17 protein-coding genes are annotated in these 24,573 nt (G+C 63.3%); 7 read left to right on the top strand and 10 right to left on the bottom strand.

Annotation, left to right across the window (positions count from 1 at the left end; translation table 11 throughout):
* Positions 1-4: 4 nt before the first annotated feature.
* The 5 genes from DM807_RS21865 to DM807_RS21845 form a co-directional block, all read right to left on the bottom strand.
* The gene (locus DM807_RS21865) at positions 5-2,581 is read right to left on the bottom strand and encodes a TonB-dependent receptor (RefSeq protein WP_012272954.1); all 2,577 of its coding nucleotides are present in this window, start codon (positions 2,579-2,581) and stop codon (positions 5-7) included.
* Between the two features lie 227 nt (positions 2,582-2,808).
* A complete protein-coding gene (locus tag DM807_RS21860) occupies positions 2,809-4,362 on the bottom strand; it encodes an ABC transporter substrate-binding protein (protein WP_179027915.1) in 1,554 nt (517 codons plus the stop codon).
* Positions 4,363-4,366: 4 nt separating this feature from the next.
* The gene (locus DM807_RS21855) at positions 4,367-5,566 is read right to left on the bottom strand and encodes an LLM class flavin-dependent oxidoreductase (RefSeq protein ID WP_060492915.1); all 1,200 of its coding nucleotides are present in this window, start codon (positions 5,564-5,566) and stop codon (positions 4,367-4,369) included.
* Between the two features lie 12 nt (positions 5,567-5,578).
* Positions 5,579-6,802 (bottom strand): lipase family protein, encoded by a 1,224-nt coding sequence (locus tag DM807_RS21850; RefSeq protein ID WP_012272951.1) that lies wholly within the window; start codon positions 6,800-6,802, stop codon positions 5,579-5,581.
* 11 nt (positions 6,803-6,813) lie between these two features.
* Positions 6,814-7,887 carry an ABC transporter substrate-binding protein gene (locus DM807_RS21845; RefSeq protein WP_179027914.1) on the bottom strand — a complete coding sequence of 358 codons (1,074 nt, stop codon included), beginning with the start codon at positions 7,885-7,887 and terminating at the stop codon, positions 6,814-6,816.
* 294 nt (positions 7,888-8,181) lie between these two features.
* On the opposite strand from DM807_RS21845, the gene DM807_RS21840 reads away from it, so the two are divergent.
* Positions 8,182-9,240, top strand: a complete 1,059-nt coding sequence (locus DM807_RS21840; protein WP_012272949.1) for a sigma-54 interaction domain-containing protein — start codon at positions 8,182-8,184, stop codon at positions 9,238-9,240.
* Positions 9,241-9,312: 72 nt separating this feature from the next.
* Here the strand turns inward: DM807_RS21840 and DM807_RS21835 are convergent, their stop codons facing one another.
* The 3 genes from DM807_RS21835 to DM807_RS21825 all read right to left on the bottom strand — a co-directional run bounded on the left by DM807_RS21835 (position 9,313) and on the right by DM807_RS21825 (position 13,288).
* Positions 9,313-11,703, bottom strand: coding sequence for a TonB-dependent siderophore receptor (locus DM807_RS21835; RefSeq protein WP_179027913.1), 2,391 nt, complete (start codon positions 11,701-11,703; stop codon positions 9,313-9,315).
* Between the two features lie 98 nt (positions 11,704-11,801).
* A complete protein-coding gene (locus tag DM807_RS21830) occupies positions 11,802-12,773 on the bottom strand; it encodes a FecR family protein (protein ID WP_179027912.1) in 972 nt (323 codons plus the stop codon).
* A complete protein-coding gene (locus tag DM807_RS21825) occupies positions 12,770-13,288 on the bottom strand; it encodes a sigma-70 family RNA polymerase sigma factor (protein ID WP_060492911.1) in 519 nt (172 codons plus the stop codon). Before DM807_RS21825 ends, DM807_RS21830 begins: the two co-directional genes overlap by 4 nt.
* Before the next feature lie 171 nt (positions 13,289-13,459).
* Between DM807_RS21825 and DM807_RS21820 the strand changes: the two genes are divergently transcribed.
* From DM807_RS21820 to DM807_RS21800, 5 genes are all read left to right on the top strand, one after another.
* Positions 13,460-13,969 (top strand): sigma-70 family RNA polymerase sigma factor, encoded by a 510-nt coding sequence (locus DM807_RS21820; RefSeq protein ID WP_012272945.1) that lies wholly within the window; start codon positions 13,460-13,462, stop codon positions 13,967-13,969.
* A gap of 3 nt (positions 13,970-13,972) precedes the next feature.
* Positions 13,973-14,920, top strand: coding sequence for a FecR domain-containing protein (locus tag DM807_RS21815; protein WP_060492910.1), 948 nt, complete (start codon positions 13,973-13,975; stop codon positions 14,918-14,920).
* Positions 14,921-15,034: 114 nt separating this feature from the next.
* On the top strand, positions 15,035-17,521 hold the full coding sequence (locus DM807_RS21810; RefSeq protein WP_179027911.1) for a TonB-dependent siderophore receptor: 2,487 nt from the start codon (positions 15,035-15,037) through the stop codon (positions 17,519-17,521).
* Positions 17,522-17,579: 58 nt separating this feature from the next.
* Positions 17,580-18,065 (top strand): cysteine hydrolase family protein, encoded by a 486-nt coding sequence (locus DM807_RS21805; RefSeq protein WP_012272942.1) that lies wholly within the window; start codon positions 17,580-17,582, stop codon positions 18,063-18,065.
* Between the two features lie 79 nt (positions 18,066-18,144).
* Positions 18,145-19,995: a DUF3857 domain-containing transglutaminase family protein gene (locus DM807_RS21800; protein WP_179027910.1), complete on the top strand. Its 1,851-nt coding sequence runs from the start codon at positions 18,145-18,147 to the stop codon at positions 19,993-19,995.
* A 22-nt stretch (positions 19,996-20,017) separates the two neighbouring features.
* On the opposite strand, the gene DM807_RS21795 is transcribed toward DM807_RS21800, so the two are convergent.
* Complete coding sequence (locus DM807_RS21795; RefSeq protein WP_012272940.1) at positions 20,018-20,908, bottom strand: LysR substrate-binding domain-containing protein; 891 nt, start codon at positions 20,906-20,908, stop codon at positions 20,018-20,020.
* 150 nt (positions 20,909-21,058) lie between these two features.
* On the opposite strand from DM807_RS21795, the gene DM807_RS21790 reads away from it, so the two are divergent.
* Positions 21,059-22,078 (top strand): LLM class oxidoreductase, encoded by a 1,020-nt coding sequence (locus DM807_RS21790; RefSeq protein ID WP_244965084.1) that lies wholly within the window; start codon positions 21,059-21,061, stop codon positions 22,076-22,078.
* A gap of 35 nt (positions 22,079-22,113) precedes the next feature.
* Here DM807_RS21790 and DM807_RS21785 read toward each other — a convergent pair whose 3' ends face one another.
* Entirely contained in the window at positions 22,114-24,564 is a 2,451-nt protein-coding gene (locus DM807_RS21785) for a TonB-dependent siderophore receptor (RefSeq protein WP_179027908.1), read from the bottom strand.
* Positions 24,565-24,573: the final 9 nt, after the last annotated feature.

Below are 24,573 nucleotides of genomic sequence, written 5' to 3'. Positions count from 1 at the left end.
GTGATCAGAACTGGTAATCGACCTGGGCCAGCAGCGTGCGGCCCGGCATCGGTTGCAGGAAAGTGTTGGTGGAACCTGCCAGGCCACTGACGAAATTCAGCTCGTCGGTGACGTTGAGCATGCGCACCGTTACGCCCCACTGGGGCTGGCGGTAGTACACGGCAAGGTCGAGGTTGTATTCGTCCGGCACTTTCACCGTCTTGCTCAGGTTCAGGTACCAACTGCTGGTCCACCAGCCGGAAAGCTCGACGCCAAACCCCGAATCGAAGCGGTAGTCGACATAGCCGCCGGCGTTGTATTCGGGGATCTGCACGGCATCGAACTTGCCGGACGGGCGCTGGTTGAGGCTGTTGTTGTCGCCGAATACGGTGCCGTTGTCGGGGATGAACCCCGCCGAGGCAAACCCCGCTTGGCTGGTGAACTCGTTGTAGGCACTGATGCGGCTGAGGTTGAGGCCGCCGCGCAGGTGCTGGTCCTGGTAGCGCAGGGTTGCTTCCCAGCCTTTGACGATCAGCCGGGCAATGTTGTTGTTGCTGTCCGGCGACTGGTCGCGGGCTTGCCGGTAGGCCGCCAGGGTCAGGAACAGCTGGTCGGGCACTGCCTCCACCTTCAAGCCCACCTCATGCAACACGCTCAGGCTCTCGAAGGCCAGCGGGTTGAGCTGGTTGGCCCCGCTGCCACTGCCCCAGCCCAGGCCGTTGGTGAAGAAGCCGGTGTTCACCGCCAGCGAGCGATCGAAGGTGTAATACAGTGTGCTGTTGTCCGTGGGTTTGAAGTAGGGGCTGACCTGCACCGAAAACAACCGGTAGTTGTTCGCGTCCTTGCGCGGGTTGCCGCCGGGCAGCACGAATGGGTTTTCGATGCGTGCGTCTATCCAGCTGCGGCTGGCGCCGACGTTCAGGCCTACACGCTCGCCCAGGCGCAGGTTGTGCTGGCTGAACAGGGTCTTGGTGGTCCAGGTGCTGTCTGCGGTGTACGGCGCTACCGATTCGGCATACAGGCCGTGCCCTGCCGGGTACATGGCGGGCAGGTTGAGCCAGCCGTAATAGCTGGAGAATTGCGGCACACCGGGTTGGCCGATCCAGGCAGCGTTGCCGCCAGCTGGGTTGCGGCCGCTCAGGCCGAGCAGGTCGCCGGGGTTCTTCAAGGTCGGGTCGAGGGTCAGGTCATACGCGTTGATGGTACTGCCGAAGCTGTTGTTGGCGGCGATTGACTCGTTGCGCTCGCGCCGATAGATCAGCCCGGTGTTGCTGTCGTCGATCAGGGTCAGGTCGCCCAACTGCCACTGGCCGCGCGCGCGGAACTCGAAGCGGTTGTCGAAGATGTCGTCCTTGCCCTGCACCTGGAACGCGCCCACGGCGTCGGTGGTGTCGGTGGAGTGTTGGTAGAAGGTGCTGTTGGCCAGGGTGATCGACGAGGTCAGGTCGCCTTCGACGCGCAGTTGCGTGGTGAAGCGCCGCGAGCGGTTTTCGTCTTGCGCGCGCTGGCCGGTCTGCGATGACAGCGAAGTCAGGCCGTTACCTGCAAGCGAGGGGTCGTAGACCCAACCACGCAGGCTGCCGGGGTTGGCCTGGGTGTTGGGCGAGGCGCCCTGGAAACTGCCGTTGACCACCGCGTACTGGCCCTGGGCATTGCGCTGGCGTTGTACCCAACCGAGGACTTGGGCATCGGCGGCGCCAGAGGACAGCACCGGCGACCACAAGGTATTGCCATTCTGAATGATCGGCGTGGCGCGGCCGGCGTAGTACTTGCCGTGGTCGACCAGGCCCTGGCTGGCGCGGTTCCAGCCGTGGGTGATGTTGTAGTCGTAGTAGTCGTCGTAGGCGGCGTTCCAGTCCACCCGCAGGTTGTCATTGCGCCAGGCGAGGGCGCCGTAGAAAGCGTCGAAGTTGTTCTCGACGTTGTCGTAGAAGTCTTCCTGACGCTGGCGGGTAATGCTTACCCGGTAGGCCAGGTTGTCGCTCAGCGGGCCGGTGTTGTCGATGCTGAACTTGGTGGCATCGCGGGACTCGCCATCGGGGATCCAGCTGCCGATCTCACCGCTGAGCTTGGTACGAAAGCGGTTGAAATCGGGCTTCTTGCTCAGGTAATTGACGTAGCCGCCACTGCCGCTGACCGAGCCGTAGGTGACCGACGATGGGCCGGCGACGATGTCGGCGCCTTCGTAGGCGTTGAAATTGGCCGGGTGACGTACACCGTAGGCGCGCTGGCCGTCCTGGAACACCTCGGTGTTCTGCCCGCGCATCTGCGGGGCGATACCGGCGTTCTGGCCACCGCCGCGGGTGATGCCGGGGGCGTATTTGACCAGGTCGTCGGAGCTGCGGATCGGGTCGTTGGCCAGTTGTTCGGCGTTGATCTGGGTGACTGAGCGCGGGGTGTCCAGCACCTTGGCTTCCAGGCCGCCATAGATCGAAGCGGGCGGACGGGTGGGCAGGGCGTCGTCGTCGGTTTGTTCGGCCTGCACGGTGACGGTTTGCAGTTGGGTGTCTTCGGCGAAGGCCATGGGTGTGCTGGTGGCCAGGATGGCCAGCGCCAGGGCGCTAGGCTGGAATTTTGGGTGCAGCAAGGTAACGCGGGGCATTGGCTGGGCCTCGTTCAAGAGTAGGAATGTGGGAGAAACGAGGGCGCAGCCGCGCCTGCGGTTGGTATTGGGTACACGCGGTCCCTGTAGGAGCGGCCTTGTGTCGCGATAGGGCCGCAAAGCGGCCCCGGCAATCTATGTATCGACGCTGAAATCCTGGGGCCGCCTTGCGGCCCTATCGCGACACAAGGCCGCTCTTACAAAAGGCAGACCGCGTAGTAACAGGGTCAGGTTTTCAGCCACAGGCTCTCGAACCGCCAGGTACTGAACAGCGACTGCTCTGCCTGCGCGCCACCCACGCGGGTGCTGACACTGTCGAGCAGGTCGGCAAAGCCCCAGATCAACATGCCGCCGCGTTCGTATTGAATGCGTTGCGCCTGGTGCACCAGGTTCTTGCGCTTCTCCAGGTCTGGCTGGGCCATGGCGGCGAGAAAGGCCTGACTGAATTCGGGGTCGTTGAAGTGGGTCTTGTTGGCCACGGCGAATGGCGCATCGGTGTGAATCGCGCTGGCCAGGAACGGCGCACCGATGCTGCCACCGGTACTCAAGGTCCAGTCATCGCGCTGCGGCCCTTGGAAGGTGGCCAGGTCGACCTGGCGCACATTGAGGGTCACACCGATACGCCGGGCCTGCTCGGCCAGCACCAGGGCCGAAGCCAGCCCCGGCCCTGGCGTGGTCACCAACTCCACCTGCAACTGTTCATGGCCGGCTTCGCGCAGCAACTGGGCTGCGCGCTGCGGGTCATGAGGGCGTGGGCCGATGCTGTGGTCGAAGGTGGGGTCGAACGGTGCATACAGGTCGTTGGCCACCCGGCCTTGGCCATTGAGCGCACGGCGCACCAGCTCGTCACGGTCGGCCAGCAGGCGGAATGCCTCGCGCACGCGCGGGTCGTCGAACGGCGCCTTGGCGGTGTTCATGTCGAACGACAGCCAGTTGCCGCTCACCGACTTCAGCAGGCGCAGCCGTGGGTCGGCTTGCAGCACCTGCAGGTGTTCGGTGGACATGACGTTGGCCATGTCGATCTGCCCGGCCCGCAATGCCGCCAGGCGGCCGGTTTGGTCCTTGAAGTCGATGATCTCCAGTTCATCGGCATAAGGCTTGCCGGGTTTGTAGTAGTTGTCGAAGCGGGTGAACAGTGAGCGCTGACCTGGGGTGAAGCTTTTCAGTTTGTAAGGCCCGGCGCCGACCGGGTTGGTGACTGGGTGGTAGTCCACCGGCACGATGCCGCCGAAGTTGACCCAGGTCTCCGGCAGCGGCAGGTAGCTGCGCCCTTCGCGAAAGCCCAGGCGCACGGTACGGTCGTCCAGCTTGACCAGGTTGTCGCGGTCCACCCAGTGCAGCAGCGCCGCGTAGGGCGAGGCCAGCTGCGGGTCGGTGAGGCGGCGGATGGAGAAGATCAGGTCGTCGGCGTCGATGGTCTTGCCGTGGTGGAACTCCAGCCCCGGCTTCAGGCGCAAGGTCCAGCTGCTGGCATCGGCATTGGGCTCGGCGAACTCGGCCAGGGCCAGGCGCGGCTGCATCTGCTCGTCCCATTCCCACAGCTTGCTGTACAGGGCAAAGCCACGCACGATGCCGCTGCCGATGGGCTTGTGGGCGTCGAGGTTGCCGCTCTGGTTGCCGTCGATGATGCCCAGGCGCAGGCGCCCGCCATGGCGTGGCTGGTCGGCCACGGCATAGGTTGGGCCGTCGGCGGGGCCGCAGCCGGCCAGCAACCCGCCGGCCAGCACGCCGGCGTGGCCAAGGAAACTGCGCCGGCTCAGTGGGTAACCGTCCCTGGCCATGGCGTCAGGCTCCGTTGCTGGCGTGCAGTTGCACGGGTTCGGCTACAGGGCGGGCAAGGGCTGCGCGCTGGTCACGAAAGTGCGGCAGGATGTGCTCGCCGATGCGGTAGGCTTCTTCCAGGTGCGGGTAGCCGGCCAGGAAGAAAAGATCGATGCCTATGCCGTGGTACTCGCGGATGCGCGCCACTACGTTGGCGTAGCTGCCTACCAGCGCGCAGCCGGGCGGGATGCCGATGTAGCCGAAGCCGGTCCACACATTGGGGTGGATGAAGAAGTCGTCGAAGGCCTGTTGCTCGTCCTTGTCGTTGTAGTCGTGCTCATAGCTCAGTTTGCGTGCCGTGCGCAGGCCCGCATGGGCAGCGCGAGCCTTGACCGTGCCCTTGGCCACGCCTTCGTCGAAGAAGCGCTTGGCCTCGGCCAGTGCCGCCTCTTCGGTATCGCGAGCGATCACGTCGATGGACAGGCCAAAGCGAATATCGGTGCGGCCCCACTTCAGCGCGCGGGCGCGGATATCGGCGATCAGCGCGGCAATCTCGTCCGGGTGCTCGGCGCGCATCAGGTAGAAGTCGGCGTGCTTGGCCGCGAATTCGCGCGCTGCCACCGACGAACCTGCCGTGCAGATCAGCGGCAGCTCGGCTTTTTTCAGCGGGCCGCGCAGGCCACCGCCCTCGGCGCGGTAGTAGGTGCCTTGGTAGTGGAACTGCTCGTTGTGCCAATAGCCGCGCACCACGTCCATGAACTCGGTGGCGCGGGCGTAGCGCTGGTCATGGTCTTCGAAGTCACCGACCTGGCGCTGGATGGCATCCGAACCGCCATTGATGATGTTCCAAACCAGGCGATTGCCAGTGGCGCGTTGGTAGGTCGCGGCCTGCTGCACGGCCACCCATGGGGTGTAGTGATAGGGCTGGAAGGCGGTGACGAATTTCAGCGTGCGGGTTTCACGGGCCAGCAGCGAGCACACCGTCCACGGCTCTTCGCCGGTGGGGGCATTGACCATCAGCGCGCCGCCAAAACCGTTTATTTCAGCGGCGCGGGCGATTTGGCCGAGGTAGTCGATGTAGGTGAAGTGATCACCCACGGCAAACCCCGACACCGCACCGGTGCTGGGCCCGCCCGCATGCCAGTCGCCGCGGTTGCGCGGGTCGCCGGGAAGGAACTGGGTTTCGCCATGCAGGGGCAGGCGGGTGAAGAATTCGATGCTCATGGGCTGGCCTCCTTACTGGACGCTTGGGCTGCAATTAGGGGTGACCGGTTGGCCGCTGATGACCTGGCGGGCGAAGGGGATGGAGTCCTTCAACGAGGCATTTACCGTTTCACTGTGGCCCAGGCCTTTGTACAGGTGGCCCTGCACCACCGAGCCTGCCTTGCAGGCGTCCTGCATCAGCGCTACCTGGGTGGCGGCGGCGGGGGTCTTGTCCTCGGCGCCGGTGCCGATGAAGATCGGCTGGGCCAGCTTCAAGGTCGGGTACGACACCTGCGCCAGCCAGGGCTTGAGCTTGTCGCCCTGGTAGTCCTTCTTGGCATTGGCCGGGGTCAGGCCGGTGCCGACCACGTCGCTGACCAGTGCTGACAGGCAACTGGTGCGCGCCTGCTCGAACAGTGGCAGGGCCTTGTCGGTGTAGAAGTCGCGCGGGTCGATGCTCGGGTCATACTGCTGCGCGGCAAGCAGCGTGTAGAAGCCGTAGGCCAGGGCCGGGTCGACCTTGTTCTGGTCCTGTTCGCCGACATTTTTCGAACCCACGGTGTAGATCACCCCTGTGCCGATACTGCCCTTGACGCCCAGCTTGGGCGCATAGGTTGCCGCATAGGCCCCGGCGGCAAAGGCCCCGGCCCCCCCTTGCGACTGGCCAATGATCAACACCTTGTCGGCCAGCCCCGGTACGCCGGCGACCACGGCCTTGGCCGCATCGAGAATGCCGTAAGCGGCCATGCGGTTGTTCAGCAGTGGGTGGCCGCCCGGTACACCCAGGCCCTGGTAGTCGGTGGCGACGATGGCATAGCCTTCATCCAGCCAGCGGTTGAGGTATTGCACGTCGCGGTAGCTGCGCCCGGCCCAGGACGGCGCGCAGATATCCGCCACGCCGACGGTGCCATGGCCCCAGCTGGCGACCGGCCAACCGCCCGCGGGTGCCTTGCCTTTGGGGATGAACAGCGCACCAGAAACCACGATTGGCGTCTTGCCGTCGATACCGTCCAGCGAGGTGTACAGGATGCGTTGTGCGCTGGCCGCATTGGGCAGGCTCAGCGCCTGCTCGAGCGGTTCGCTGCGCAGCAGTTTGCCGGGCGTGGCGGGGATGGCCTTGGTCCAGGTGTAGAAGGCCGACACGCGGCCATCGCCCTGTTGCGGGTCAGGTTTTGGCGCGTAGGTTTCGGCGGCCATGGCGCCGATGGACAGGGCCAGGGCGCTGAGGCCGAAGACGAGCGAAGCAGGCAGTTTCATGGGAAAGGCTCTCAAGGTTGTTGGCTGATCTGGGCGTCGAGGGACGGCCAGTAATGGGTCATTTGCAAGTCGATCAAGGCCTGGCGGGTAAAGCCCGTGGCCAGGTCGCTGGTAATGTCGTAGGGCGTGCGAATCAGCCGGTTGGCCAGTGCGTACTGGCCCAGGGCGTCGTAATGGGTTTTAAGCTGCGCATCGCTTTTTGGCGCCCAGCGCGCTTGCCAGGCCACGGGGTCGTCCTGGTCGTCACGGCGTAGCACGCTTTCACTGACCCCCGCGCGCGATGACAGCGCGTAGTAGGCGTCGCGGTTCTGTTCCTGGGAAATCCACCAGGCCGCGCGCACCCAGGCGGTGGCCACCAGTTGCGTCAGGTCGGCGTGCTGCTGCACGAAGCGGTCGGTGCCCCACAGGTCCGAGACCAGCCGCCAATCATTGGCGCCTTGCTTGGTCGACCAGAGAATGCGCGCCACGCCTTTGTCTTCCAGGGCATAGGCTTCGTTGAGCAACACGGCGGCATCGACCTTGCCGGCGGAAACCGCAGCGGCGCCCACTTGCGGGTTGAGGTTGGCGATCTTGAAATCACTCAGTTTCAGGCCTTGGCTTTCGAGGAAGTTGCTGAAGGCGAACTCCCACGGGCGACCACGGTGCAGGGCCAGGCGTTTGCCCTTGAGGTCCTGGATGCTGCGCACAGTGGAATTGCTCGGCACCACCAGGTAGATGTTGTTGCCGCTACCGCCCGGCACCACCAGCTTGCCCGGCACCTGGCCAGCCCCGGCGATGACCGAAGGCAGGTCGCCACGCACGGCAAAGTCCAGGCTGTCGTTGCTGAAGCCTTCGTTGATCTGTGGCCCGGCGCCGGCATGGGGCAGGGCGGTCCATTGCAGTTTCACGCCGCGGGCGGCCAGTTGCTGTTCCAGCCAGCCTTCCTCGATCACCCGGCCGGGGATGCCGCCGAACACCGGCGCCCCGCCCTGGGTGAAGGCGACGATGGCAATGCGCACCGCCGCCGGTGGCTCGGCTGCCAGCGCAGCCAGGCTGAGGAACAGGCCGCCCAACAGAGCAAGGGCATGACGCCAGGGATTGTTCATGTGCAGCTCCAGGCAAAGGTTCTACAGGCCAGGAGCGAAATGCATGCCAGCCCTTCGAAAATTGGCTGCAGACCATGCGTGGTGGGGCTTTCAGCCAGGGTTAGGCTGCGTGCGGCGGGCCGGGCCTGCTGGCCGGCGGGCAGGCGAGTGCTGGCGGGTTGCTGCTGTGGCAGCAATGGGCTGCTGAAAAATCGAATATTTCCAATTCGAATATATAAATATTAATTAATAATTTTTTGATCTAATTTGTTTCATGCACTATTGGCCTGCGCGTCAACTGCCAGGAATGCCCCTATGTCGCTGATCACCCACCCCAATGCCCGCGAGCTGACCAAGTCGGTACGTGCCACCGTGCTCGTGTTCAAGGACCCGCGCTCCCAGGAGCTGCTCAGCCGCATCGAGCGCCTGGCGCCCAGCGAGGCCAACACCCTGATCATCGGCGAAACCGGCACCGGCAAAGAGCTGGTCGCCCGTCACATCCACCACCTAAGCCGCCGCGGGCGTGAGCCATTCGTGGCGGTTAACTGCGGTGCCTTTGCCGAAACCCTGGTGGAAAGCGAGCTGTTCGGCCACGAAAAAGGCGCGTTCACCGGCGCCACCAGCAACAAGGCCGGCTGGTTCGAAGCAGCCAACGGCGGCACGCTGTTCCTCGATGAAATTGGCGACTTGCCGCTGAACATGCAGGTGAAGTTGTTGCGGGTGCTGCAGGAGCGTGAAGTGGTGCGCCTGGGCTCACGCACGCCGATCCCGATCAACGTGCGGCTGGTGGCAGCGACCAACGTGAACCTGGCTGATGCAGTGGTGGCGGGGCATTTTCGTGAAGACCTGTTCTACCGCCTGCATGTCGCCACGATTCGCTTGCCGCCGCTGCGAGAGCGACCGGGGGACATCCTGCCGCTCGCGGAATTCTTCATCGAGGAGCATTGCCGACGCCTGGGTTACGAGCGTGCCTCGTTGAGCCCGGATGCCGAACGCAAATTGCTGGCGCATAGCTGGCCGGGCAACATCCGCGAGCTGGAAAACGCCATTCACCATGCGTTGCTGGTGTGCCGGTATCAGGTGGTGGCACCGGCGGACCTGCACCTGGTCGATATGCGGCCACAGGTAGCGGCGCCGGTTGCACATGCCTACTTGCCGACAGCCAGCGCGGCACCACCTGACCTGGAAAGTGCGTTGCTGGCGTTGTTCGAGCAGAATGTGCCGAACCTGTATGAGCATATCGAGGAGACAGTGTTCAGGGCGGCGTATCGATACTGTCACGGCAACCAGTTGCAGACGGGGCGCTTGCTGAACATCAGCCGTAACATTGTGCGGGCGCGGCTGGAAAAGATTGGCGAACTGTCGAAGGCATGAGGTGCCTGTGTTGGGGCTGCCGCGCACTTATCGCGGGCAAGCCCGCTCCCGCAAGTTCGGCGGCGTACCCAGCTACCAGCGATAGGTCAGGTCGGCGGTTACGGTGCGCCCCGTTCCCAACAGGCAGGCTACGGTGGCGAAGCAGCCGGCCACGTAGTACTTGTCGGTCAGGTTTTTCACATTGAGCTGCGCCGACAAGCCCTGCAGGCCGTTGTTGGCCTTGCCGAAGTCGTAAGACAGCATGGCATCGACCAAGGTGTAGCCAGGCACTTCGAAAGTGTTCTGCGCATCGCCAGAGGTGGCGCCGGTGTAGCGCACGCCAAGGCCGCCGCTAAGCCCGGCCAATGGCCCGCCCTGCAGGGTGTAGTCGACCCACAGCGAGGCCAGATGACGTGGGACCCGCACCGGTGCATTTCCCTTGTTGCTGACGCCCAGCGCGTTCGGGTTGTCCTTGGTTACCTCGACATCGTTGTAGGTATACGCGGTGATCAGGTTCAGCCCCGGCAGCGGTTTGGCTACGCCTTCCAGCTCCACCCCGCGCGAGGTCACTTCACCCTGCTGCACGCTGAAGCCCGGGTGCTCGACATCGGTCGTGGCCACGTTCTGCCGGCGCAGGTCGAAGGCTGCCACGGTGATGTAGTTTTCGCTGCCTGGCGGTTGGTACTTGATGCCCACTTCGTATTGCTTGGCTGTTTCCGGTTCGAACGGGGAACCGTCGAAACTGTTGCCACTGGCCAGTTTGAACGACTCGCTGTAGCTCACGTAGGGGAACAGGCCCATGTCGAAGCTGTAGCCGAACGACGCGCGGGCAGTGGTGGCCTCGTCGGTGATCACCTGGTGGCTGCCATTGATGCGATTGGTGCTGTCCTGGCGCGCCCAGTCGTGACGCACGCCAAGGGTGGCGACCCAGTTGTCGAGGTGCAATTGATCCTGCAGGTACAGCCCGACCTGACGGTCGTCGCGGGCGGTGGACAGCAGTGAGGTGTAGCGGGAAGTGTCGATCGTTACACCGCGCACCGGGTTGTAGATGTTGATCGATGGCGCGTCGCCGTGCTGCACGTCCTGGCTGCGGTGGCCGCGCAGGTAGTCGGCACCCAGCAACAGGTCCTGGCGCAATGGGCCGGTGTTGAAATTGGCCAGCAGTTGGTTGTCCAGGGTGTAGTTGTCGCTGTTGTAATCGCGCAGCTCGTAATAGCGGGCCAGGGTGTTGCCATTGATCACACCGCTGTTGCGAAACAGTTGATCCTGATAGCCGTGCATGTGGCTGTAGCGTAAGTTCTGGCGGAAGCTGAAGGTGTCGTTGATGCGATGGCTCAGCTCATAGCCCAGGTTGTTCATCTCTGACTGCTCGCGGTCGAAGCCCGGCTCGTTCAGCGAGCGGTGGCGGGGTACGCGGCCGTTGGGGTTGGAGCCGTCGAACAGGGAGTAGGCCATGTTCGAGGTGAACAGGTTGGTGTTTTTCTGGTACGACGCCAGCAGGGTCAGGCTGGTGTCTTCATTCGGTGCCCAGGTCAGGCTGGGCGCGACGTACTGGCGGTCGTCCTTGATACCGTCGATCTCGTTGTCGGCATCACGGCCGAGCATCACCAGGCGGTAGGCCAGGGTGCCCTGGCTGTCGAGCAGGTCGCCGACATCCAGGCTCAGTTGCTGGCGGTCGTGATTGCCGAGCGACAGACCGACTTCACGGTGGGCTGCAAACAATGGTTTTTTCGAGACCAGGTTGATCATGCCGCCAGGCTCGCCCTGGCCGTAGATAACCGACGCCGGCCCTTTGAGTACCTCGATGCGCTCCAGGCCAAACGGCTCCGGCGCGTAATAGCCAATGTTGTTGTTGCGCAGGCCGTCGGTGTAGGCATCGCTGTTGATCTGCTGGAAACCACGCACCATCAAGGTGTTGTCGGTGGGGTTGTTGCCAGCGACGTTGGCGTGCACGCCAGCGGTGTAGCTCAAGGCTTCGGTAACGGTCTGTGCACCTTGGGCCTTGATCCGGTCACGGGTCACCACCGACACCGAGGCGGGGGTTTCCAGCAGCGCGCTGTCGGTCTTGCTGGCGCTGCTGGCGCGGGTGGCCAGGTAGCCGTTCACGGCACCGTAGGCGCTGTCGCGATAGGCATCGACGCTGGTGGGTGCCAGTTGCAGGCCCGCACCTTGTGCCGCAGGTTGCAGCCGATACTGGCGTTCGCCGCTGGGCACGGCGATCAGGCCACTGCCCAGCAACATGCGTTCCAGGGCCTGTTCGGGGGTGAATTCGCCTTGCAGCGGGGCGCTGGCCTTGCCTTGGCTGAGCACGCCATCGCCGACAATGTAGATACCGGCCGCACTGGCCAGGCGGTTGAGCTGCTGGGCCAGCGGGCCGGATGGCAGGTCGTAGCGGCGCGGGCTGTCGTCGGCCATCACCGGGGTGGCGATCAGCAACGGCAGAGCCAGCAGCAGAGGGCGCAAGGTAAACGGGAGCAGGGGCATGGGTGTTCCTTGTGGGGGCAGATGAAGCTGGGTGTTCATCTGCTAATCCGAACGAGCCGGGTAAAACCGGAACACCCCTGCGCAAAAAAACGGTGGGTTCAGCGTGGCTCGATGCTGTACCACCAAGGCAAGGTCTTGCGCACCTTGATCGGCAGGGCGCTTTCGAGCATGGCCAGGGTGCGTTCCGGGTCATTGGCTGGGAAGTTGCCCATCACCCGCAGCGCCTGCACTTGTGGAGCAACACCGAGATGACCGGGCAGGTAGGCACGCAGTTGTTCGCTGAACTCGCTAAGGCTGATGTCGTTGGCCAACAGACGGCCATCGCGCCAGGCCTGGCGCGACTCGTCCACCGCACGGGGCGGTTGTGCGCCATGGCGGTCGAAATCCGCTTGCCATCCTGCCGCAACCACCAGGCTGCCTGCGCCATCTGCGGGGTGAAGGCGCACGGCACCGTCGAACACGCTCAGGCGTGCGGCCTGGTCGCGTTGCCAGACGCTGAAGCGGGTGCCCAACGCTTGCAGGCGGCCGTGACGGGTGTCGATCACGAATGGCCGGCTGTCATGGGCGGTTTCTACCAGTGCTTCACCGGCCAGCAGCTCCAGGCGGCGCAGGTTGGCGCGGTAGTCGATGTTCAATGCGGTGGCACTGTTCAGCCACAGTTGGCCGCCGTCCGGCAGGCGCAGGCTGCGCACTTCGCCGGTGCCGGTGCGCTGGTCGGCGCTGAGTGCCTGCAGCTGTCGCCTGGCGGCAGGTAGGCGCCAGCCGGCCAAGGCCAGCAGGCTGCCGCCGCACAGCAAACCGAGCAGTCCAACCGCGCGACGGCGGTCGAGGTCGGTGCGGCGCACGCTGCCCAGTGCCTGCAGTGAGGCGTCGGCCTGTAGTTTCAGCGGTGAGAAACGCTGACTGATGCGTTGCACATGGTCCCATGCCACCTGGTTGGCGTGTGCAGTCCCGAGCCATTTCTGCCAGCGCAACTGCAATTGCAGGTCTTGCGGGGCGGCAAGCAACTGCGCATACCAGTTGGCGGCTGCCTGCAAGGTGGCGTGGTCCGGGCGCTCGCTGGCGTTCATGGCAGGTCCAGTTCCAGCAGCAGGCACTGGTACATCGCCTGGGCCATGTACTTGGTCACGCTGCGTTCGGAAACCTGCAGCTGCCTGGCGATTTCCCGGTAGCCCAGGCCCTGTACGTGGGCCAGCAGAAAGGCCTGGCAGACCTTGTCCGGCAATCGCGCGAGCATTCGCTGCACCTGCTCGAGTGCCTCGAACACCAGTGCACGCTCTTCCTCGCTGGGTGCCAAGGGTTCGGGCAGGGCGGCCAAGGCCTCCAGCCAAGCCTGCTGCAGGTGCTGACGGCGCCAGAAATCGATGCACAGATGGCGGGTGACGGTGCTCAGGTAGGCGCGCGCGTGCTGCTCGGTCTGGAATTGCTGCGGCTTGCTCAGCAGGCGCACGAACACGTCATGGGCCAGGTCGGCGGCATCACTGGCATTGCCCAGGCGCTTGTGCAGCCAGCCGCGTATCCAGCCGTGGTGGTTGGTGTAATAGGTGTGAATCTGCTGGCTGTAAGCGGGGTCGAGACGCGACATCGGGGCATCCTTACGCTATGCGACAAGGTCTCATATGAGAATTTTTCGCAATGGTAGGCCAGGGCTGATGAACACGGCAACACTATCTGATGGCGAGATACGATTGCTAAGCCCTGCAAGACTCGGGTTAAATGAGAGTCATTATTAAAGACGTTCTGATCGGTTCAACCCATGCCCTGCGCTGACCCTTCCCTGCAAAAAGCCGTGCACACACTTTACGAGGACCATCATTCCTGGCTGTGCGGGTGGCTGCGCGGCAAGCTCGGTTGTGTGGAGCATGCCGCCGACCTGGCCCAGGACACTTTCATCCGGGTGCTGACCCTGCGCAAGGCCGCTGAGCTGCGACAGCCACGGGCCTATTTGAGCAGCGTGGCCCGCAGCCTGATGATTGACATGTTCCGGCGACGGGCACTGGAGCAGGCTTACCTGGAAACCCTGGCGACACGGCCCGAGCTGGTAGAGGTTTCGCCCGAGGCGCGCCTGCTGATCATCGAGACCTTGATGGAGATCGATCGCCTGCTCGACGGCCTGGGCACACGCACTCGCGAAATCTTCCTGATGGCCCAGCTCGATGGCTTGAGCTATGTGGAAATCGCAAGGCGCCTGAATGTGTCGCTTACCACCGTCAAAAAGCATGCAGTGCGGGCGCTGACTCATTGCCTGCTGCTGGCTGAGGCGTGACCGGTGACAGGTGCAGACCCCTTGGATCGCAACACGCTGGAGGCTGCCGCACGCTGGTACGTCGAGCTGCGCTGCGAGGCTGACGAGGCCACGCGAGCGGCACATCGGCGCTGGCTGCTGAGTGACCCGCGGCACCAGCAGGCCTGGGAGCGCCTGGGGCGTTTGCAGGGCACGCTGCAGCAGGTTGCGCCGGGTATCGCGCGGCCCATGTTGAACAGTGCCAGGGCCAAACGGCGTGAGGTGCTCAAAGTACTGTCGGTGCTGCTGATGGCGGGCGCGGCAGGTGGGCTGGCATTGCGCGAAGGTGGCGTTGCCAGCTTGATGGCTGACTTGAGCACTGGCGTTGGCAAGCGCCGTTCATTGCAACTGGACGACGGCAGCCAACTGCAGTTGAACACCGACACGGCTGTCAACGTTCGCTATACCGCCGACATTCGCGCACTTGAATTGCTCAAGGGTGAAATCCTGGTGCAAACCGTGCCGGATGCATTGTCTCGCCCGTTCATCGTGCACACCAGGCAGGGCAGTGTCCGCGCGCTAGGAACACGCTTTACGGTGCGCTGCGACAGCGAGACCAGCCGGGTTTGCGTGCTGGAACATGCCGTGGAAGTTCGCAGCGCACGTGGCGCGGCGGTGGTGCGGGTAGGCGCAGGCCAGCAATTGGCATTTCGCCTGGAAGAGATCGGTGCCCTGACACCGGCTGCGGCCATGGCAGACGCCTGGGCCCGTGAAATGTTGGTCGTGGATGACTGGCGCCTTGCCGATGTTGTCAGCGAGCTGCAGCGGTATCGCCCTGGGTACCTGGGCTGTGATGCGGCCGTCAGTGATTTGCGGTTGTCCGGGGCGTTTCATTTGAGCGACATCGACAGTGTCCTGGAAAACCTCACCACCACGTTACCTGTGCGTATTCGTCGCTTCAGCCGCTACTGGACGCGTGTCGAGGCGGCCTGAAACCTGTCCTTGTTTTTTTGTCAGAGGGGTTATCGATTTTCGTTCTCGTTCGACTTGTAGGTAGACGCGCACCAAGCGCACTGAAAAAACTGCCGCAGGGCGAAAGGAAACCGCATGCTCGCTGTCAACGAATGCAACCGTACTCTCCCGATCAACCCGACCAAAGCCAGCCTGGCGCGGGCCGTGCATCGCGCGCTGTTCAGCGTGGCGTTGGCGACCCCGCTGGCAACGGCGATGATCGCTCAACCTGCCGTTGCCCAGACCCAGGCTGAAATGCGCTTCGACATACCCGCTGGCACGCTTGGCACGGCACTCACGCAATTTGCCTCGGCCGCCGCTGTGACGCTGTCGTTCGAGCCGTCATCGGTGCAGGCGCTGCATTCGCCTGGGCTGCACGGCCGTTACAGCGCCGATGCGGGCCTGCGCCAGTTGCTGGCCGGCAGCCGATTGCAGGTGCTGAAGCAGGGCAGTGGCAGCTACTCGCTGCTGCCCATGGTGGGTGATGATTCCACCTTGCAGCTCGATACCACCAGCGTTACCGGCACGGCCGTTGAGTCCGCCTATGGGCCGGTAAGCGGCTACGTCGCCAGCCGCAGCGCGACCGGCACCAAGACCGACACGCCGATTCTGGAAATCCCCCAGGCCATCAACGTGATCACCGCCGACCAGGTGCAGGCGCAAGGGGCGCGCAACCTGACCCAGGCGCTGCGCTATACCCCGGGCCTGGCCACCGGCGGCTTCACCGACCGCAACAGCATTGCCGACGAAATCACCAGCCGTGGCTTTGCCCCGACCCCGTTGTATCTGGACGGCGCCTACTTGCCGTACGCCGGCAGCCTGGGCGGTGCCCCCCAGATCGACCCCTACACGCTGGAGCGTATCGAGGTGCTCAAAGGCCCATCGTCGGTGCTGTACGGGCAAAACCAGCCGGGCGGGCTGATCAACATGGTCTCCAAGCGCCCGACCCGCGAGCAACGTAGCCAGGTAAAGCTGGGCGCCGGTAGCTACAACCGGGTCAACGGTGCCTTCGATACCAGCGGCCCGCTGGACGAGCAGAAGGTCTTCACCTATCGCCTGGTCGGCGTTGCCGACAAAGGCAACGAAATGGTCGCCCATGCCCACAGCGAGCGCTTGCTACTGGCACCCAGCCTAACCTGGGCGCCGAATGAAGACACCTCGCTGACGTTGCTCGCTCAGGTTCAGCGTGACGATGGCTTGCCCGACTACCAGACGCTGCCGATGATCGGTTCGCTCAAGCGTGGCCCGACAGGCCAGCATATCGACCGGGACTTCTTCTCGGGCGACTCGCATTACAACGATTACAAACGCAACCAGTACATTTTCGGCTACGACTTCAACCACCGTTTCAGTGACGAGCTGGCATTTCGCTCTACCGCGCGCTACACCGATGTCCGTGACCGCTACAAAGGCTTTTACCTGCGCAGTTTCGTGACAGAGGGCGATGGGGTGGACTACACCCGCGCCAACCGGGTGAAGCTCGACTGGCGCCAGCACAATATTTCGTACACCGTCGATAACAACCTGGAATACAAGTTCAATACAGGGGCCTTGCAGCACACCGCGCTGGCAGGCGTGGACTACCGTCACTTCACGCGCAAGTACGATGGCTATAACGCCTACAACGTGCTGCCCGTCGATCTCTATGGCAAGAACAACTTCGACACCAGCAGCATCACCCCGGTACTGGATACCCGTTGGGACAATACCGTGCGCCAGACCGGGGTTTACCTGCAGGACCAGATCAAGCTGGACAACTGGATCCTGACCGTAGGCGGGCGCCAGGACTGGGCCGAAATCGACAACAAAGACTTGTTGGCGCACAGCATTGCTTCCCAGCGTGACAGCAAGTTCACCGGGCGCATCGGCCTCACCTATGTCACCGAGTTTGGCCTGGCACCCTATGTCAGCTATTCCCAGTCGTTCTTGCCAACCTTGGGCACGGCGGCCCCAGAGCGTGGCGGCAAGGCGTTCGAGCCCACTGAGGGCGAGCAATACGAAGTGGGGCTGAAGTATCAGCCGTTCGAGGGCACCTTGTTCACGGCCTCGGTGTTTCAGGTGAAGCAGAAAAACGTGCTGACCGGCGATACCGAGTACCCGCAGTACGAGTCGCAAAATGGCGAGGTGCGTTCGCGTGGGGTGGAGCTGGAGCTCAAATCCAGCATCGAGAACGTTGATGTCCTGGCCGCTGCCACCTACATCGACTCGTTCTATACCAAGAGTACCTATGGCGACCAGGGCAACCGCAACGAGTCGCAGGCCCCGGTGTCTGCCTCGCTGTGGGTGGACTATCACTTCACCCAGGCCATGCTCAATGGCCTGACCTTTGGCGCCGGTGCCCGTTACACCGGCCGCAAGCCGGGCAACTCGGCCAATACCTTCGATGTGCCGGCTTATGCCGTGTATGACGCTACCGTCAGCTACGACCTGGGCAAACTCGACCCAAGCCTGCGTGGCCTGCAGGCCAGCGTGAATGTGCAGAACATCTTCGACCGCGAGTACGTATCGGACTGCAACTACGCATTTGGCTGCTACTACGGGCAGGAGCGGGTAGCGTCGGTAGAGATGACCTACGACTGGTGATCAAGCCCCGGCGCCACGCGTTATACTCCGCGCCATTTGCCTATGGCCGGAGTACGCTATGCGCCAGGTTTTGCTCATCGTCGATGTCCAATCCACCTTCAGCCCACCCGAGTGGCTGGTCGATGGCCTGCGGCGTTTGTCGGCCAACATCCCCACCATTGCCTCGGTCGAGTTGCATGATGAACAGGTCACGCCGTTCGAGCGCCAGCTCGGCTGGCACCCGGCCGCCGAGGACGAAAGCCTGGTCGAGGCCGACCAGGTATTCGTCAAGCATGGCTACGGGCAACGTGCCGAGGCGATTGAGTACATTCGGCAATTGGGTGTGGAACGGGTGCTGGTGTGTGGGTTGCAGACCGAAACCTGTGTGCTGGCCGCAGGCTTCGCCCTGTTCGACGCAGGGTTGATGCCAACGCTGGTGACAGACATGACGGTAGGGTCTTCGCTGGACCGCTCGGGCAAGCTCGGTATCGACCTGTGGAAGCACCATTTTCGGCAGGTCACCACCTCATCCGAAGTACTGGCCGAACTGGCCATGCAAGGGTAGTGCATGCAGTCACTTTGCCATCATGCGGTGACAATGCGTATCATTGTCGATTGTAAACCGCTGATCGAGAAGGATCTCCATGCTGAAAATGCTCCGTCTGGCAGCTGTTCTGCTGCCTGTAACCCTGGCCTGGTGTAGCCATGCCCACGCCTTCACCGACGGCACCGACCGTTCCGTCACCCTGGAGAAGATCGCGCAGACGTTCGTGGTACAGAAAGACGGCAGCTTCCGTCTGGATGTCGACAGCGTCATGCTGATCAACGAAGACCGCGCCATCAAGACCAATGCCCAGCACCCGTTGAGCTACAACCGGTCACTGGAAACGCTGGAAGTGGTCGAGGCCTATACGCAAAAGCCCGACGGGCGCAAAGTGCAGGTGGATGCCGCGCACATCAAGGAGCAGCAAGAGCAGGCGTCTGCCCAGGCACCGATGTTCCAGGACTCGGTCAACAAGGTGGTCATCTTCCCCGAGGTTGCGGTGGGTGACCGGCTGGTGCTGCGTTATCAACGTAACCGCTCTACGCCATTGTTCCCTGGGCAGTTCGAAGACATCACCGTGCCGCAGTTCTACCCGGTCGGGCAGTTTTCGCTGACCTACGAGATGCCCCAGGGCATGCCGCTGCAGGCCGATGCCCGTGGTTTCAAGGCGTCGCCGCCTGCCACGAGTGATGGCCGTACAGTGTATCGCTGGGACTATGTACCGGGGGCGCGGGCGCGGATCGAGACGGGGGCGGTGTCGTACCTGGATTACGGCCACTACCTGGCAGTGTCGACGTTCTTAGGGTTCAAGGACTTCGCCCAGGCCTATCAGACCAGGGCCACGGTCGAGGTCACCCCTCAGATCAGCGAGCTGGCGAAGCGCCTGACCGCCGGTGTGCCCACAGCCCGGGAAAAGGCCCTGACCCTCAGTGATTGGGTGCGCCAGAATATCCGCTATGTGGCGGTGTATGTCGGTGCTGGCGGGGTGGTGCCGCATGCCGCGCAAACCGTGCTGGACAACCGCTACGGCGACTGCAAGGACCATGTTGCGCTGCTGGAGGCGCTGCTGAGCGCGGCAGGTATCAGGAGCACACCGGCGCTGGTGAACCAGGGCAACGCCTATGTGTTCCCCAAAGTGCCGACCTTGGGTGTACTGAACCATGTGATCACCTATGTGCCGAGCCTGGACTTGTACCTGGACTCGACCGACCCGTCGATCGCGGCGGGTTACCTGCCGTTGACCGTGCTGAACAAGCGCGTGCTGCTGACGGCCACCGGCGAGTTCGGCAAAACCCCGGCCATGCAGCTGAACCAGGTTTCCAGTGATTTGCTGTTCAAGGTCAAGGCCGATGGTGCCGCCGACTTCACCAACGTTTCCACGGTGAAGGGCTGGGCCAGCGAGATGAGCCGCTTTGGCTTGCAACTGATGAAACCGGCAGACCGCGACATGCTGGTGGAAAAAGTGCTGGCTGCCTACGGCCAGCGCGGCAGTGGTTCGTTCAAGGTCGCGCCGCCCGTGGGCAATGGCGATTTTGTCAGCACTGTCGACGGGCGCACGGAAAACCTGGTCAACCTGCCAGGGCCGGTGGGCGTGGCGACCCTGACCAGCCTGGCGGGCGGTATCTCGCAGAATGTGTACAGCTTCACCCTGGAAAAGGACCGCAGCCAGAGCTTTGTGTGCATTTCCAACGACACGGTGGAAACGTCGCGCTTCGAGTTCCCGGCCCAGGTCAACGTGCTGGCGATCCCCAAGCCTGTGAAGGTGCACGATGGCAATGTCGACTACAGCGCGCGTTACACCCAGGATGGCAATGCGGTGGTGGTGGAGCGGCATTTCAAGTTCAGCCGACCGGATGTGGTTTGCACGCCAGAAGACTTCACGGCCATGAAACCGGCCCTGGAGGCGATGATTCGCGACCTGCAGAGCCAGATCATCGTGCAGGCGGGGTAAATGGAAGAGGTGCAATTCGCCCTCACCATTTGCCCAGTGCCTGGTCTGTGACCCAGTCTATGAACGCCCGCACCTGCGGGCGTTTCAGTGCTTGCTGGTGGGCCACGGCATAGTAGGCGAACCGCGCCGGCCATGGCCTGTCCACCGCTACCACCAGCCTGCCGCTGCGCAGGTCTTCTTGCGCGTGGTGGTCCTGCACCAGCGCAATACCTTGCCCAGCCAGCGCCGCACGCAACAGCAGCAGGTCTTCATCGAAGCTCGGGCCGCGGCTGCAGCGGCCATCCACGGTGCAACCATGCGCCTGCAGCCACAAGGGCCAGTCGGCACGTTCGCCATCTTGCAGCAACGGATAATACAGGCAGTCCGCGGGGGCTTCGATCGCTGGCCCGCTGGCCAGCAGCGCAGGGCTTGCCACCGGCAACAGCACAGGTGCCATCAGGGCGATGCTCTGCAGCCCAGGGTAATGCCCCAGGCCATGACGCAGCGCCACATCGACGCGGTCGCGTTGCAAGTCCACCAGCTTCGCTGACGCCTCTACCCGCACCTCGATGTCCGGGTGGCGGGCATTGAAATCGCCCAGGCGCGGTACCAGCCAGGTCGCGGCGAAGGCAGGCACGGTGCTGACGGTCAGGGTGGGCGTGCGGGCCACGGTTTGCAGTTCGGCCAAGGCGCTTTCGATCTGCCCGAAGCCGCGTGACAAGCCCGGATACAGCGTGGTGCCGGCGTCGGTCAGTTGCACGCCCTGTCGGGTGCGTACCAGCAGCGTGACGCCCAGGCGCTCCTCGAGCAGGCGTATCTGCTGGCTAATCGCGCCCGGCGTCACCCCCATATGCTCGGCGGCGGCTTTCAAGGTGCCAAGACGTGCTGTTTCGGTGAACGCGCGCAAGGCAAGCAAGGGCAAGACGGCGCCCATGGGCTGCTCCTGTGTTTAGAAAATCTAAAGTTATATGGCAGAACATATCGTTTCTTATTCCAACCAGTGATGAATAGGATAACGCTCGGATCAACTGCCAAACATTAGTTTTTCTGAGGGATTGATAGAATGTCCGTTTACGATCCGACGTTGTCGGCTGTTACTCGCGGCGCCGATGCCAACGCGTTTGCCAACCACCCCGGTTACTGCCGTATGTTCGCCCCCCAGCGGCTGACGCTGGGCGTGTTCCTGCCATTGCGCGCCTACCAGGGCGACATGCGTGTATTGCTGGGCCAGGCTGAACAGGTGCGGGCCATTGACCGGCTGGGCTTCGCTGCCGTGTGGGTGCGCGACGTGCCATTGTTCGACCCATCGTTCGGTGATGCTGGGCAGGTGTTCGACCCATTCGCCTACCTGGCCTTCCTGGCCGCTCAGACCCAACGCGTAGCACTGGCCACCGGTAGTGCCATTTTCACCTTGCGTCACCCCATCGACCTGGCAAAAGCAGCGGCGACACTGGACTGCCTGTCGGGCGGGCGGCTGGTGCTGGGTATTGCCTCGGGTGACCGCGCCGTTGAGTTCCCCGCTTATGGCCTGGCCCATGAAGCGCGCGGCGAGCGTTTTGCCCTGGCGGTGGACTATGTGCGCCGATTGCTGGCGGGGCACACGTCGATCGACTCGCCTCTGGGGTTGGTGCGCGATGCCCAGCTGTTGCCCAGGCCGCTGAGTGGGCGTATTCCGTTGGTGGTTACCGGCCGTTCGCAACAAAGCCTGGAGTGGCTGGGCGAATATGCCGACGGCTGGCTGAGCTACCCGGACGCCACCCACGATGCCATGGGGCGCACGCGCCTGGCCGAGAAGGTCCGCGCCTGGCGTGCCGCAATCCCTGGCGGCGGCTTCCGCCCGCACATGACCAACGAGTGGATTGACCTGGTCGATGACCCGCATTTTCCACGCACACCCGTGCAGGGCGGCTACGTGTTGAAAACCGGGCGTCAGGGGCTGATCGACTTGCTAGGCGAGTGGCAGGCGGCAGGGGTCAACCATGCCGCGCTGGGCATTCACAAGGCGCAACGGCCTGTGGCAGACATCCTCCAGGAGCTGGCGCAAGAGGTGCTACCGCTATTCCCCAGCCTGCCGGGGCCGCAGCCAATGTGTCAGGACTGGTAGATGCCCGGCGGGCTGGGCGCTGAGTCGCAGACCGGTCAGAAATCCCAGCGGGTGGTGACCATCAGGTTGCGTGGTTCGCCATAGTAGGTCGTATCGAAGTTGCCCAGCCCGGTCAGGTAGACCTTGTCGAACACGTTGTTGGCGTTGACCGTAAAACTCAGGTGCTCGTTGTACTGGTAGCGGGCCATCAAGTCGACCAGGGTGTAGCCGCCTTGCTTGATGCGGGTGTAGTCATTGGCGACCGGGCTGTAGATGTTGCCATAGAAACCGCTTTGCCACCTCAGCCCGCCGCCTACGGTCACCGGATCGAGTACACCAGGCAGGCGGTAGGTATTGAACAGCCGCACTACGTGTTCAGGCTTGGTGGTTGCCAACGGGAAGCCGAATATCCGCTGGTCGTCGGCATCGCGGGTACGGGCATAGGTATAGCCGGCGGTGATGTTCCAGCCGGGCGCCAGTTCGCCGGCCAGTTCCAGTTCGACACCTTTGGTGGTTGCACCGTCGATAGCTTTGTAGATGCCTTCATTGGTTACCGGGTTGGTGCCGACGTTGGAGGCGACGTTGTCTTGCTCGATGCGGAAGAACGCCAGGGTGCCGTTCAGCCGGCCATCGAACCAGGCGGCCTTGAAACCTGCTTCGTAACCATCGCCTTCCACCGGTGCCAAGGTCGCGCCGTTGATGTCCTTGTACACTTGCGGCTGGTAAATGGAGGTGTAGCTGGCATAGGCCGAGTAGGTGTCGTCCAGGTCGTAGACCACGCCCGCGTAGGGGGTGACCACACCGTGTTCCTTGTAGCTCGCGTGGGTGTCGCTCAGCGAAGACGTTGGGTAATAGTCTTCATCATCGTTGTACTTGAAGGTGCTGACGCGGGTGCCAAGGATGACCGAAAGCTTGTCGGTCGGCCGCAGGCGGGTGGCCACATAGGCGCCGTTCTGGCTTTGCGTGGTGGTGTAGTCGCCGTTTTTCGGGAAGTGCTGCTCGGGCAGTTTGCCGTTCCAGTCGAAGATGGAACCGGGCACCCTCTCGAATGCGCTGCCGTCGTAGGTATCACCGGTCTGCCGCGAATGCGAGGTCATGAAGCCTGCCACCAGGTCATGCTCGCGGCCGAACAGGGTGAACGGCCCGGATACATTCAAGTCTGCGGTGTTTTGCACGCGGTGGCCTTCCCAGCGCCCCCAATACAGGAACATCCCTTCGCCGGTGACCGGGTCCGGGTTGCCGCCGCTGGCAGAAGCCAGGCGTGTGTCGTGATCGCTGATCATGTGGTTGAGGCTGAATTTGACCTTCCAGTCATTGACCAGGGCCTGCTCCAGCGAGCTGAAGTAGGTGGTGGACTGGAAGTCGCGACGGCTCCAGTCGGCTGCCGGGTTGTGTGCGCGCGAAAAGCCGGTGCGGCTGCCGTCGGAGAAGTACGTCGGGTTGCCGGTCCAGGACGACCCGCGCGGGGTAGTGGCCTGGTTGTCGATGCCGAATGTCAGCAGCGTGTCGGGTGTCAGGTCGGCTTCGACAATGCCGTAGTAGACGTCCTTTTTCTGCTTGTAGTGGTCCAGGTACGACTTGCGGTCCTGGTAGGCACCTACCAGGCGGCCGCGCACGCTACCGCTGTCGTTGAGCGAACCGGAAATGTCACCTTCGGTGCGGTAGTTGTCCCAGGAGCCGGCGCTGGCGGTGATCGACGCCTTGAAGTCGTGAGTGGGCTTCTTGCGCACCAGGTTGACCGTGGCAGATGGGTCGCCAGAGCCGGTCATCAGGCCGGTCGCGCCCTTGATGACTTCGATACGGTCATAGGCGGCCATGTCGACATGGGTTACGCCCTCGTCGTAGACCCCGTCATAGATGGTGTTGATGCCATCGTACTGGTAATTGGTGATGGCAAAGCCGCGTGCGGAGTACTCCATGCGTTCGCTGTCATAAGCCTGGACTGACACCCCGGGCGTGTTGCGCAGCACGTCGCCGATGTCTTGCGAGCCGTGGTCGTCCATGACCTGGCGAGTGATCACGCTGACCGACTGCGGTGTCTCACGCAGGGTCAGTGGCAGCTTGGTTGCAGTGGTAGAACCACCGGTGGTGTACGCACCGGTACCCTCGGTGACGTTACCCAGCCCCAGGGCATCGACGCGGCTGGGTGCCAACTCCACCACATCGCCCTCGCCGGTGTTCAACAGCAGCGAATAGCGCCCGTCACTTTCCTGTATGGCTTGCAACCCGGTACCGCCCAGCAGCATTCGCAAGGCCTGCTCTACGCCATAGCGCCCGTCGAGTGCCGGCGAACGTTTACCGCGCGTCACGTGCGTGTCGAACGACAGCACGATGCCGGACTGCGCAGCGAACTGAGTCAGTGTTTCGCCTAAGTCACCCTGCGGCAGGTGGTAATCATGGGCTTGGCTGGCACAGGCGGCGCCGGGCCCACCGAGCAGGGCAGCCAGCATCAGGCAGGTGCGCAGGCCTGGCGCAGTGAAAGGCCTGGGGTTGAAGCGGCGGGTCATGTTTGCGTT

Origin of the sequence: Pseudomonas hunanensis (genome assembly GCF_013393325.1) — a bacterium.
GTDB lineage: Bacteria > Pseudomonadota > Gammaproteobacteria > Pseudomonadales > Pseudomonadaceae > Aquipseudomonas > Aquipseudomonas putida_P.
The sequence above is the reverse complement of the archived record's forward strand: the minus strand, read 5'-3'. Positions and strand labels throughout refer to the sequence as shown.

Bases quoted from the DNA above. Each gene is read 5' to 3' on its own strand.
- DM807_RS21800 (WP_179027910.1), top strand. From the start codon at position 18,145: ATGCTGAAAATGCTCCGTCTGGCAGCTGTTCTGCTGCCTGTAACCCTG.
- DM807_RS21845 (WP_179027914.1), bottom strand. From the start codon at position 7,887: ATGAACAATCCCTGGCGTCATGCCCTTGCTCTGTTGGGCGGCCTGTTC.
- DM807_RS21785 (WP_179027908.1), bottom strand. From the start codon at position 24,564: ATGACCCGCCGCTTCAACCCCAGGCCTTTCACTGCGCCAGGCCTGCGC.
- DM807_RS21840 (WP_012272949.1), top strand. From the start codon at position 8,182: ATGTCGCTGATCACCCACCCCAATGCCCGCGAGCTGACCAAGTCGGTA.
- DM807_RS21835 (WP_179027913.1), bottom strand. From the start codon at position 11,703: ATGCCCCTGCTCCCGTTTACCTTGCGCCCTCTGCTGCTGGCTCTGCCG.
- DM807_RS21820 (WP_012272945.1), top strand. From the start codon at position 13,460: ATGCCCTGCGCTGACCCTTCCCTGCAAAAAGCCGTGCACACACTTTAC.
- DM807_RS21855 (WP_060492915.1), bottom strand. From the start codon at position 5,566: ATGAGCATCGAATTCTTCACCCGCCTGCCCCTGCATGGCGAAACCCAG.
- DM807_RS21795 (WP_012272940.1), bottom strand. From the start codon at position 20,908: ATGGGCGCCGTCTTGCCCTTGCTTGCCTTGCGCGCGTTCACCGAAACA.
- DM807_RS21825 (WP_060492911.1), bottom strand. From the start codon at position 13,288: ATGTCGCGTCTCGACCCCGCTTACAGCCAGCAGATTCACACCTATTAC.
- DM807_RS21805 (WP_012272942.1), top strand. From the start codon at position 17,580: ATGCGCCAGGTTTTGCTCATCGTCGATGTCCAATCCACCTTCAGCCCA.
- DM807_RS21850 (WP_012272951.1), bottom strand. From the start codon at position 6,802: ATGAAACTGCCTGCTTCGCTCGTCTTCGGCCTCAGCGCCCTGGCCCTG.
- DM807_RS21865 (WP_012272954.1), bottom strand. From the start codon at position 2,581: ATGCCCCGCGTTACCTTGCTGCACCCAAAATTCCAGCCTAGCGCCCTG.
- DM807_RS21830 (WP_179027912.1), bottom strand. From the start codon at position 12,773: ATGAACGCCAGCGAGCGCCCGGACCACGCCACCTTGCAGGCAGCCGCC.
- DM807_RS21860 (WP_179027915.1), bottom strand. From the start codon at position 4,362: ATGGCCAGGGACGGTTACCCACTGAGCCGGCGCAGTTTCCTTGGCCAC.
- DM807_RS21810 (WP_179027911.1), top strand. From the start codon at position 15,035: ATGCTCGCTGTCAACGAATGCAACCGTACTCTCCCGATCAACCCGACC.